Genomic DNA, 12,442 nt, shown 5'->3' on the forward strand with positions numbered 1-12,442 from the left:
GTAGATTGCTATATCTCACTAACACTCAGGCGGTGAGCCATGAGTCTTTCCAAACCATCCTCGTAACCCACGCCCCCATATGAGGCCCCTCCTAACCAATTGTTTGCTGGCCATAGTGCTGGCTATCAAAACATGGCCTAAGAAACTAGAATCGTTGCTTACTTGAGGATTGGTGCTCCAAGCGGCTTCGAAGGCCGGGAGCGCTGTGAGCTGTCCTCATACCCGTGTTATTAAAAGGATGCTGTTTTGGCTCAGTTAGAGAACATCGAGGCAATTGAAAGACGGCTTTGGAAGGCGGCAGACACCCTCCGTAGCAACTCTGAACTGGCCAGCAACGAATACTTCCTGCCCGTTATGGGCCTGATTTTCCTGCGTCACGCCTACAGCCGCTTCCTGGCCGTTAAGGACCAGATCGTTGCGAGCCTGCCGAGCCGGGGCGGTAAGACCCGTGAGCTCACTAAGGAAGACTTCTCGCAGAAAGGTGCAATCTACCTCAATCCCAAGGCTGAGTTTGATGCCCTTGTAGCGCTGACCGACGCCGATGATCGTGCCGAAGCCATCATCAAGGCGATGGAGTCCATTGAGAAGGATTATGCCAACCTAGCGGGCCAGCTGCCTAAGAACGAGTATCGCAGTATCCCGAACGATGTCCTCGGCCAGCTCTTGCGGACCTTGAACCCAGACGAGCTGAAGAAGGCGACCGGGGACATTTTCGGTCGCATCTACGAATACTTCCTGACCGAGTTTGCCGACCAAGGGGCGCATGACGGCGGAGAGTTCTTCACCCCTGTATCTTTGGTGCAGCTCATCACCAACGTGCTGGAGCCCGATCACGGCATCGTATTTGACCCGGCGTGCGGATCTGGCGGCATGTTCGTGCAAAGCGCTCATTTCCTGGAAGTCCATAAAGAAGATCCGAACAAACTCACCTTCTTCGGCCATGAGAAGAACCGTGTAACGACTCGTCTCTGCAAAATGAACCTCGCGGTTCATGGTCTCGAGGGTAATGTTATCGGCGGTGAGCCAGCCATCACCTATTACAACGATCCTCATGAAAAGCTATGGGGAAACGTCGATTACGTCATGGCGAATCCGCCCTTCAACGTGGACGAGGTTGACGCTGAGAAAATTAAGAATGATCCGCGCCTACCATTTGGTATTCCCGGCATCAACAAAACCAAGAAAGTTCCGAATGCAAATTACCTGTGGATTCAGTACTTCTATAGCTATCTGAATAAAAAAGGGCGTGCTGGCTTTGTCATGTCCTCGCAAGCATCGAGCGCGGGCCGGGAAGATGCGAAAGTACGCGAACAACTTATAAAATCCGGTCATGTCGACGCCATGATCGATATCCGTAGCAACTTCTTTTACACACGAACAGTCCCCTGCCAGCTTTGGTTTCTGAACAAGGATAAACCCAAGGAGCATCATGATAAGGTGTTGATGATTGATGCGCGAAATGTATATCGCAAGGTTACACGCAAAATCTTTGACTTCAGTCCTGAACAACTTAAAAACTTGACCTCAATCGTTTGGCTGTATCGCGGTCAAGAGGATCGCTTTATTGAGTTGGTACGTAGTTATATTGATACTTCGCTTTTTGAGGCGCTTGCTTGTGAAAAATCAGAAGAGCTGCAGACGGAGCCAGTTCCCGAATTTATTACTTTAATCAAGCGGCTGCATGCAGCGATGCGTCCTTTTTTAGAACAGTTAGAGAAAAGCGCAGAGCCTGACCAGTTGCACCTTTCGCTGCATAGTGAATTGCTAACAGCTATCGAGCAAATCGTAATAGATTGGAATAACTTCCAATCTATTAGACGCGACCTGAATGGTCAGTGGGAAAGCAATCAGCATGACACTGCAGCTAGCCTCGTTGAGTTTACGGAAAGAAATGTTTGTCTTGCTAGACTGTCAGAGCAGACCCGCGACTTGATTAAGCTAATCGATCACGCATACAAGCTGATCACAAGACTTATCGAACTTTGCGAAAGTAAGCACGCGGCTAGGGAAAACGATCTCTGGGACTATGCAAGTATACATGGAACTCGCCGTATAAGCCTGAAGAAATCGGCAGACAGCGCAAGGAAAATTGCAGTAGATCAACTGAAAAACGTTCGCTATTTTTACAAGCAAGCTCACTGGTTGCTCTCACGTTTTCCTGAAGGAAAGATGCGAGATGTGAAGGGCTTAGTAAAACTCGTCTCAATTGAAGATATCGAGGCAACTGATTGGAGTCTAACCCCTGGCAAATACGTGGAAGTAGCGCCAGAGGAAATTGATGAGGACTTCGATTTTGAAGAGACGTTACGTGATCTTCACATTGAGCTAAATGGATTAAATGAAGACGCAATAAGACTTGCCAGCCAAATCTCGGTCAATCTCGAAGGGTTAGGTATATGACTCTGAAAGAAGGGGTGGTAGAAATTGGGGAGCTAATCCAAGCCAATGCAATTGTAGCCATTCAAGATGGCAACCATGGAGAGAAACACCCCAAAGCCTCTGACTATGTAGATGATGGCATTTCATTCGTTATGGCGAACGATTTAAACAAGGGGCTATTGACGCCGGAAAGCACAGCAAAAATAACAGAAAATCTTGCCGACAAGCTCAGGATTGGATTTTCGGTTACTGGCGATGTTCTGCTTACGCACAAAGGAACGATTGGTAACACAGCAATCGTGCCCGAGGTTTCCCCTTACGTGATGCTAACACCTCAGGTCACTTATTATAGAACAAACCAAGAAATCCTAAATAATTATTACTTGATGTACTGCTTTCGTGAAAGCGGCTTTCAAAAAGTAATGGCGTCTTTAGCTCAGCAGTCTACAAGGCCATACATCGGGGTCACCGCTCAAAGAAAGCTAAAGGTCTTCTACAGAGATATTGATGCGCAAACTAAAATAGTTGATCAGATCAAGCCTTATGACGACCTGATTAATAACAACTGTCGCCGAATTCAAATCCTCGAAGACACTCTAAGGCTTTTATTTAGAGAGTGGTTCGTATCTCTTCAGTATCCGGGGCATGAAGGCGCAAAAGTAGTAAATGGTCTTCCAGAAGGCTGGAAAAAGCTGCCGCTTAAAAATATCTGCAATGAGATCAAGGAAACCATTAGCCCTGAAAAAGTTGAGCCAGATACACCATATATAGGTTTGGAGCATATGCCGCGACGCTCTATCACACTTAATGAGTGGGGGGCTGCGGAAAAAGTAACGAGCACAAAGCTTAGATTTCTCCCAGGAGACATTCTTTTTGGGAAGATTCGCCCTTACTTCCATAAGGTTGGATTTACCATGTGCGGCGGCATCACCTCTTCAGATTCAATTGTCATTAGGCCAGCTGAAGAGATGCTCTATTATTTCTGCCTGCTATACTTGTCCAGTGATTTTTTCGTGGCCTTGGCTTCCAAAACCGTTAAGGAAGGCTCAAAGATGCCTCGTGCAGATTGGGCGTACCTTAAGACATATGATGTTATTGTTCCCCCAGAGATTTTGCTGCAATCTTTCAATGAGCAGGTTGCCGAAATAGTTAACCAGCTAAAGGTCCTTTCTTTGCAAAACAAAGCCTTAGTAAAAGTTAGGGATCTCTTATTGCCTCGATTGATGAATGGAGACATCACCGTATGAATTTGATGACCGAGGATTACCTGGCGCAGCAGACGACTGCCAACTACCTGCTGCATGACTTGCAGTGGGATGAGTCGATCTACGCAATGCAGGAAGTTTTAGGCAAGGAAGGCACCCTCGGTCGCACAAGTGAAACTGAAATCGTACTGAACCGCTACCTCGGTCAGAAGCTCATCGATCTCAATCCTGGCCTCCCGATGGAGGCCTATGAAGACGCCTTGCGCATTGTGAATGAGTACAGCAGCAGCTCTGTGCTTTTGGCGACCAATCGCGAGAAAGACAATCTTCATAAGAATGGCGTTGAGATAAGTTTCCGCGACGAAAAAGGCGAGCGCGTCAAAAAGCGTCTTCGCCTTTTTGACTTCGACAACCCCTCAGCAAACCACTTCCTTGTCGTGCGGGAGCTTTGGATTAAGGGCGACTTGTATCGCCGACGTGCCGATATTGTCTGCTTCGTGAACGGTATTCCGCTCGTGTTCATGGAGCTCAAGAATGTCCATAAAGACATCAAGTCGGCTTACGAGAGGAACTTTGCTGACTACAAGGACACCATCCCGCATCTCTTCCACCACAATGCCTTCATCGTCTTGGGTAATGGCGTGGACGCCAAGATCGGCTCGGTCTCCAGCAAATTTGAGCACTTCAACGATTGGAAGCGCCTGCATGAAGACAGCCCCGGTGTTGTGGGTATGGAGACGCTGCTGAAAGGCACTTGTTCCAAAGCGAACTTGATGGACATCTTCGAGAACTACATCCTCTTCGATGAGAGCACTGGAAAACTCGTCAAGATCGTCGCCCGGAATCACCAGTTCCTGGGCGTTAATCGCGCCATTGATGCCGTGAAGGATCGTAAAGCCCGTGCTGGCAAGCTCGGGGTTTTCTGGCACACCCAAGGCTCCGGCAAGTCCTATTCAATTGTGTTCTTTGCCCGGAAGGTCCACCGCAAGCTCGGCGGCAACTACACCTTTGTCGTTCTGACCGACCGTGAAGACCTGGACACCCAGATCTACAAGACCTTCGGCGGGTGCGGCGTTGTGGATAACGACCGCGATCCTTGTCGTGCCACCAGTGGTGAGCATTTGCAGGAGTTGCTGGGTCAGCACAAAGCTTTCGTATTCTCGCTGATCCAGAAATTCAACAAAAAGGTCGATCCTGAAAAGCCTTACTCGGAACGGGATGACATCATCGTCATCACTGACGAGGCGCACCGTACCCAGTACGGCACGCTCTCGCTAAACATGCGTAACGCCATGCCCGGTGCCAGCTTCATCGGCTTCACAGGTACGCCACTGTTCAAGGATGACGAAATCACCAAAAAGGTCTTCGGTGAATACGTTTCCACTTACGATTTTCAGCGCGCCGTGGAAGACAACGCCACCGTACCGCTCTACTACGACGCGCGCGGCGAACAGTTGCGCTTCGTTGATGAGGACGGCGACGAACATAGTGTGGCCGATCCGAAGGGCCTGAACGAGAAGATCGCTGCCAAACTTGAAGAGCTGGAAATTGATGATATCGACGTTCAGCAGCGCCTTGAGCGTGAGCTGAAACGCGACTACCACATCATTACCAGCACCAGTCGCCTCGAACAGGTTGCACAGGATTTTGTCCAGCATTACGCCAATGGCTGGGAAACCGGCAAGGCCATGCTCGTTTGTATCGACAAAATCACGTGTGTGCGTATGCACAAGCTGATCGATGCCTATTGGCAAGAGCACATTGCCCGGCTGGAAAAAGACCTGCCGAGCGCGTTGGACGAGCAAGATGATATCTGGCGTCGTCGCCAGATCGACTGGATGCGGGAAACGCAGATCGCCGTCGTAGTTAGCGAAGAACAAGGCGAGGTGGACAAGTTCCGTAAGTGGGATCTGGACATCACACCGCATCGTCGCCTGATAAAAGAGGGCTTCCTGCTTGGCGATGGCAAGCGTATCGACCCTGAGAGTGCATTCAAAAAGCCTGAACACCCGTTTCGCGTGGCTATCGTATGCGCTATGTGGCTGACCGGCTTTGACGTACCAACCCTGTCCACGCTTTATCTCGACAAGCCCTTGCAGGCCCATACGCTCATGCAGGCCATCGCTCGCGCGAACCGTGTTGCAGAAGGCAAGAACAATGGTCTGATTGTCGATTACTGCGGCATCCTCAAAAACCTGCGCGAGGCCCTGTCTACCTTTGCCGGTCGCGGGGATGAGGGACATGGGGATGATGAGGGCGAACTCGACCCTACTTTGCCTAAGGAAGACCTGCTCGCAGAGCTCATCGAAGCCATTGGCTTTGCACGCGACTTCCTGCGTGTCCAGGGCTTCCGCCTTGAAGACATCAACGAGAAGACAGGCTTTGCCCGAAACGCCGCTATCGTCGAGGCCAAAGAGGCCGTCAACGAGCATGACCAGAGCCGCAAGCGCTTCGAGATCATGGCCCGCGAGGTTTTCAAAAAATTCAAAGCCTGTATCAATGTGCCCGGCGTGAATGGGCAGCGCGATGCCAGGGATGCAATCAACATTATCTACAAGAGTTTGCAGGCCGACCGGGAAGCTGCCGACATCAGCGACATCATCCGTCAGCTTCACGGGATCGTCGATGAAGCGATCCACACCCGTACCGCTATAGGTGAGGGGGCTGGGGTCTATGACATTAGCAAGATCGACTTCGAACGGTTGCGTCTGGAGTTTGCAAAATCTCCCGCCAAGCACACTGCCGTGCAGGGATTGAAGGATGTCATTGAAAAACGTCTGAACATCCTGCTGATGAAGAACCCTCTGCGCACTGACTTCCAGGCGCACTACGACAAGCTTGTCGATGAATACAATCTTGAGAAAGATCGGCTCACTATTCAAAAGACCTTCGAGGCGCTTCTGAAGCTGGTCGATGATCTGAGTGCAGAAGAACGTCGTGCCATGGAGGAGGGACTTGATGAAGAAACTCTCGCCTTGTTCGACCTCCTCTCAAAGCCACAGCTGTCCAAGGGCGATACAGCAAAAATCAAGAAGGTCTCTACCGAGCTGCTGGAAACCCTGAAAGCCGAGCGGCTCAGGGTCGAGAACTGGCGCGAGAAGGAAAGCACGCGCGACGCTGTGAAGCAGAAAATTTATGACTTCCTCTGGGACGACAGCACCGGGCTTCCGGATAAAGACTACAGTGAGGGTGAAATCAAAGTCCTGGCTGAGAATGTTTTCCGGCACGTATATAGGGCTTACCCGACAGTGCCGTCGCCTATATATGGGTACTGACATTTTCAGAAGGCCATAGCAATGGTCATGAAGCCTCCTGGCAAGATCGAATGCAAACAGGTCGTGGGAGTGGGCTGCAGTATTCCAACTGGCATTCCAGTCAAAAATAAAAATCGATATTAATTCGATAAATCAATAGCTTGCTTTACGGGTTCAAATTACCCCGGCCCACCAATTCATCATCTAAAGACGTCCACGGACGTCTTTTTTTGTGCCTGAAATCCAGTGAATACGGGGGTTTCAGGGCTGCTGGAGGCTTTCCAGGTTTTTTGAGCTCCAGGCAGTTTGGTATTCCCAATGGTATTCCCGGCTACCTAGGGCTAATCCTGGGAAGACCAAAAAGCGTGATGGAGTACTTCTCATGTGCGCTCAAACCACCCGCCTCTCCGACCGCCAGCTCAAGGCGATCAAACCGAGAGACAAGGAAGACGTCCTTACCGATGGCGACGGGCTTCAGCTGCGTGTCGGAGTCAATCGCTCGATGCACGTCACCAAGAATCGAATCAACATGGCACTCGGCTCATACCCCGAGGTTTCTCTTGCGCAAGCCAGGAGAAAACCGTTGAGGCCATAGAGTTGTTTGCGCAGGGTATCGGCCCCAAAGCTCAACGCGATGAGCTACAGGAAGCTAAACGAGCGGACACGCAATATACGTTCGAGAACGTGGCCACCGCGTAATTGAAGAAGGATTCCGTCACTCCCGCATATGCCGAAGACATCTGGTGCTCACTCACGCTGCATGTATGTCCGAGCATGAAATCAACGCCCTTACCTTATCAGAAGTGAATGCCCCGATGGTCGCCAATAGCCAGACCGGCAACATGGCATTGAAACGCATGGGTTTTCAGGACCGCTTGGTCAGCCACCGCATGCGCTCCATGGCCAGCACCGTCCTGAATGAGCATGGGTGGGATCCGGAGCTGATCGAAGTCGCGCTGGCGCATGTCGTTAAAGACGAGGTTCAAAGCGCCAACGGGCGTATTTAACCTCCGAGAGTTCATTTGGATCATATAAAGGCTCGTGTATGGGAGCGGAGAGCGGCTGTTCGCCTCATGAAACTTTTTTCATATCCCTCTAAAAAATACCTCGCCGTTGCACCAACGCTTTTCTGGCTATTTTTTCTTTTAGCTTTTTTCATCTCGAAAAAACAGACGCTTAAGAAAATATCGGCGCTCAAAATCAGAACTTCATCCAACAATATTGAATAGCTCCCTATCATTTTTTTGATGCCGTTTATTCCAAAAAGGTCTTTTGTCGGGAAAACGGGGACATGCTTTATTGCTCAAAGATGTAACGAGTTGTTTCAACTTTTGCCGTTTTTCGGTACCGACAAGGGGGGCTTTCTGTCGGCGAACAGGTGAGTTCCGTTCGTTGCGACGCAGTGGGTTAAGCCTAGGACATTGATGATTTTGCTTGTGCCTGTTTGGCGCAATGCAAATAAGGGATTTGTAATTATCGAGGCTTGAACCCATGAATCATGTGATCAACTCCATACTGGAAAATGCATCAACTCGCCCATCAATCGGCCATACCAACCCTGCGTTACTGCATGACGTTCTATGGCGAGCATTGGAGCACGCACTCAAGGCAAACACGGATGATGCTTCGCAAACCCCGCACAGTCGCGCTTGCCTGAGGATCTACGCCGAAATCGATACGCTGTCGTATCTGGACAAGGCAGCTTGCTCAACCTGTGGCCTAGCCTCAAGGCAGAGGTCTACCGCAAGGAAAAGAACCTGAGAATCTATCGGTTGTTTCTTATCTACGCCAAGAGCAATCCCGAGTTCATCCAGTCTTCATCGCTGAATGATTTCTACAGCGGGTTCCTCGCGGCCGTGAGTACCGATGCAGGTCTGGTCGATCCCATCAGCGCCCACCATTTCACCTGGTGATCAGCCCCGATACCCAGGGCAACCTGGGTATCGGCAGGCGCTACCCTCCAAGAGGATCAACTGTATGGCATTTACTACCCTGATACTCGATGCCCCCGGCCCACCGTTACTGTTTGAGGAAGTTGATCGCTTTCTTGAGCTGGGCATGGCCGTCACCCTCAACCTGCACTATTTCGCAGACAAAGAGCGCATCCGGCAGCACTACACCACGCGCATTCAATATGCCGAGATCAACTGCCACGACGAGCCTGCCTTTATTGCCGCCGTGAGTCGGGCCGGGGGTTACAGCGTGTTCAAGACGCGCTTGAACATCCCCCTGGGCGCCAGCCTGATCCGCGCCGCCAGCTCGCCCGCGTTGGCCACGCCACTGCGCGCTATTGCCCAGGCCGGCACCGGGGTTAATCATATTGATCGGCTTGAGTGCGAGCAGCGCGGCGTGGCGATACTCAACACGCCAGGTTCCAACGCGGCCGCTGTTGCCGAGTACGTCGTGGCCCAGATGCTGTTTCTGTCCCGCGACCTGGATTACTACAACGCCCAAACCCACAACGGCCATTGGGCAAAAGGCACCTTGGCACCTACCCCCGAATACGCCGAACTCACGCTTGGGCTGGTGGGCACCGGCAGCATTGCCCGGCAGGTGGCACGCAAGGCGGCGGCGCTGGGCATCAAGGTGATCGCCACCGGGTCGGAGCGCTTCACCGAACAGGTGGCACGCAGCCTTGAGCTTGAGCGACGAGCAAACCTTGCGCAGTTACTGGCCGAGGCGCACATCGTTTCGATCCACGTTCCGCTCACCACGCTGACCCGAGACTTGTTCGGCACTGCCGAGTTCCGGCAGATGCGCCCAGGTTCAATCCTGATCAATACCGCACGCGGCGGGATCGTCGACGAACACCAGCTGGCAGCCTTCATGCGCCAGTTTCCCAAGCATATCAAGGCGGTCGCCATCGATACCTTTGCCCTGGAAAAGGACCGGTTCGAGTCGCCACTGACCGGCATTCCCTGCGCGCAATTGACGCCACATATCGCCGGCAATACCACCACGGCAATCAGGGCGGCATCGCGCCAGATCGTCGACAAGATCCATGCATTCAGTAACGCCGCCAGCGTGCTTTAACCTATCGGACACAAGGAAGGCCACACCATGCAAACCTCTATTTTTACTCGTCTCAACGCCCTGAGTTGCACCGACCTCAGCGATGCTGATGGACCGCCTGAAAATCGTTTGCCAGTGCACCGACATCATGCCCCTGGATCGCACGTTCAATCTCACCGGCAAAGCCTGGACCCTACGCTACGGCCCTATTGGCCTGGACGGCGGCTCGGTGGGGGACTACATCGACGACCTTGAGGCTGGCCAGGTGGTGGTGATCGACAACCAGGCGCGGCTCGACACCACCGTGTGGGGCGACTTGCTGACCTCGACCGCCGCCCGTAAGCAGTTGGCCGGGACGGTGATTGACGGTATCTGCCGCGATGTCGACCGTGCGCTGGAGCTTAATTACCCGATCTTTTCCCGGGGTAACTGGATGCGCACCGGCAAGGATCGGGTGCGTGTTGAGGCGATCCAGGCGCCCGTGACGCTGGGCGGCGTGCGGGTACAACCGGATGATTGGTTGCGCGGCGATGGCGATGGCCTGGTGGTGATTCCGGCCGGTTCGCTGAGCGAAGTGCTGACGGTGGCCGAAGAAGTCCACCAGGCCGAAGAGCATATCCGCGCGGCTATCGAGGCAGGCGTGCCGTTGCGCCAGGCTCGGGCCGACTATGGTTACCACGCACTCCAAACCCCACGTAGCTGACGATAGCGTTGACTGATGGCGAGTGTGTCTGTGGGTGCTCAAGTGGAATGCCATTTCGCACGGTATTGCAGTGGGTATTTACCCATTCGACGCATCAACAGAACCCGCCCAGTGCGGGTTTTGTTGTTTCTGGAGGGTGGAAAGCCCAGCCGGCGGGCCTTCGGATTTTTCCTTCGATATGTCGCGCTGTCGGTGAACTGGCACAACACCACCCACAACGCTAACTTCCCCCTGTCGTTGCTCATCAGCGACCGGCTTTGACAGGCCGAAAAGTGTAACCTTTCACACCCATTGATCTAGCGGCATGCTTTGCGTGTTCCGTTTCGCTCATGGCGGCTGTGCGTGGGGCATCTTCGGGTGCGCCGGGTTCCTACACTTCCGGTCTGTCAACCCGCGTACAGCTGCCACCTAATCCTGTTTGACAGCAGGGGGTGGCAGCTCCTTAAACAGTGTGGGAGCTTCATCATGAAAAAAATCACCCCCAATCCTCCAACAACGCTCTTCACAATTACTGAAGGCGTCGATCCCGAAACCCTGCTGATCCAAGCCAGCGAAACCCTCGCCTCATTGAACGCCATGACCACAGACCTGGCCTTCAAGCTTGAAGGCTCGCATCGCCACACGCTGCTGGCCGCTCAGCAATTGACCGTTTTGGGCGAGCTACTCATCGACCGTGTGTTGAGCACCCACCCCTTCCCCTGCCACACGCCTCAGCCCTAAGCGACGTAAAAGGGCGAGCCGCCTCACAACGCCTCGCCCTCTGGAAACCCCTCACACTTCCCATTACCCTGACGGCCTTTATCAGACAACCGGAAGTCCGATACCCGTGCTCAAGCCTCTCGCTGTCCTCGCGCTCGCCTGCGCGCCGTTGCTCGTCTCTGCTGCCGACCTGGCAGGTGTCTGGAAAGGCACACTGGGCAAGTCCTCCATTACGGCCTGTTTCAACGGGGCTCACGGGGCCAATGGCAGTTATTACTACCAGCGCATTCTCACCCCCATCCAGCTGACACAAGCCAACGCCAGCGAGCCGTGGGCCGAAGAGGGCAATACCGGTTTCTGGCAACTGGACGAACCGCAAGGCGACACGCTGACGGGAACCTGGAGTAAAACACTGGGCGGTAAAAGCCTGGCATTGGCGCTCAAGCGCGCGGATTCGGACAGCTGCGCCAGCGACACCTATAACAACCCGCTCGAGGCGGTGCCGCCGGCGGTCACGGTCGAGAAGAAGACGTTCGGCGAGCACGCCTACCACGTGAAAACCCAGGGCGGGCAGGTCACTTTGAAACTCGAAGGCGACGGGCCGGCGATCGAAAAGATCAACCGCGACCTGGCGCGCCTGGCAATCAGCCCCGAGGGCCAGGCAGACTTCTACCGCGAGCGGCGCAACGCGCTGGATCAAAGCGGCAGCACCTCAACCAGTGAAATCACCGTAGAGCCCTTCTACTGGTCGTCGCAGTGGATCACCGTGCGGTTTTACCGCTGGACAGCCGGTTACGGTCGCGGCGGCATCAGTTGGGGCTTGCACAGCTGGAACCTGCAAACCGGCGACAGCGTAGACCCGTGGACCTGGCTGGGTGGGCGCGAAGAATGGGACAGCCCGTACTCCGGCCAAATCAAGCTGCCCAGCGCATTCAGCCGCTGGCTGGCCAAGCAAACCACCACTGACGAAGGCTGCCCGGCCATCAACCGCTATTCCTCCTTTGACCTGAGCTTCAACACCCAAGGCCTGCAACTCTCGACACCGGCCACGGGAGACGGCTGCGACAATGACTTGTCTTTCACCTGGGAGCAGTTAGAGCCGGTACTCACAGCGCAAGGCAAGGCAGCCGTGCCAAGCTTGAAACTGCCCTGAGTTGCACGTCGGCCAGCCTTACAAAAAACTGACACTC

8 protein-coding genes and 1 pseudogene are annotated in these 12,442 nt (G+C 53.3%); all 9 read left to right on the forward strand.

What is annotated here, in order from left to right:
• Nucleotides 1-246 precede the first annotated feature (246 nt).
• The 9 genes and pseudogenes from AC19YS_RS16375 to AC19YS_RS16415 all read left to right on the forward strand — a co-directional run bounded on the left by AC19YS_RS16375 (nt 247) and on the right by AC19YS_RS16415 (nt 12,405).
• Nucleotides 247-2,400 (forward strand): class I SAM-dependent DNA methyltransferase, encoded by a 2,154-nt coding sequence (locus AC19YS_RS16375; protein ID WP_500602238.1) that lies wholly within the window; start codon nt 247-249, stop codon nt 2,398-2,400.
• Complete coding sequence (locus AC19YS_RS16380; protein WP_500602239.1) at nt 2,397-3,626, forward strand: restriction endonuclease subunit S; 1,230 nt, start codon at nt 2,397-2,399, stop codon at nt 3,624-3,626. The genes AC19YS_RS16375 and AC19YS_RS16380 overlap by 4 nt, the downstream gene beginning before the upstream one ends.
• A complete protein-coding gene (locus AC19YS_RS16385; RefSeq protein WP_500602240.1) occupies nt 3,623-6,859 on the forward strand; it encodes a type I restriction endonuclease subunit R in 3,237 nt (1,078 codons plus the stop codon). Before AC19YS_RS16380 ends, AC19YS_RS16385 begins: the two co-directional genes overlap by 4 nt.
• Nucleotides 6,860-7,220: 361 nt before the next feature.
• Nucleotides 7,221-7,839, forward strand: a pseudogene (locus AC19YS_RS16390) (integrase arm-type DNA-binding domain-containing protein); the annotation flags it as partial.
• Between the two features lie 702 nt (nt 7,840-8,541).
• Complete coding sequence (locus AC19YS_RS16395; RefSeq protein WP_200623899.1) at nt 8,542-8,751, forward strand: hypothetical protein; 210 nt, start codon at nt 8,542-8,544, stop codon at nt 8,749-8,751.
• Between the two features lie 64 nt (nt 8,752-8,815).
• Nucleotides 8,816-9,871 carry an NAD(P)-dependent oxidoreductase gene (locus AC19YS_RS16400; RefSeq protein ID WP_500602241.1) on the forward strand — a complete coding sequence of 352 codons (1,056 nt, stop codon included), beginning with the start codon at nt 8,816-8,818 and terminating at the stop codon, nt 9,869-9,871.
• Between the two features lie 88 nt (nt 9,872-9,959).
• Nucleotides 9,960-10,553 carry an RraA family protein gene (locus tag AC19YS_RS16405; RefSeq protein WP_500602242.1) on the forward strand — a complete coding sequence of 198 codons (594 nt, stop codon included), beginning with the start codon at nt 9,960-9,962 and terminating at the stop codon, nt 10,551-10,553.
• A 465-nt stretch (nt 10,554-11,018) separates the two neighbouring features.
• Entirely contained in the window at nt 11,019-11,273 is a 255-nt protein-coding gene (locus AC19YS_RS16410) for a DUF6124 family protein (RefSeq protein ID WP_262208591.1), read from the forward strand.
• A 106-nt stretch (nt 11,274-11,379) separates the two neighbouring features.
• Nucleotides 11,380-12,405, forward strand: a complete 1,026-nt coding sequence (locus tag AC19YS_RS16415) for a hypothetical protein (RefSeq protein ID WP_367243073.1) — start codon at nt 11,380-11,382, stop codon at nt 12,403-12,405.
• Nucleotides 12,406-12,442: the final 37 nt, after the last annotated feature.

The sequence above is a fragment of the Pseudomonas sp. MF08831 genome (genome assembly GCF_059862645.1).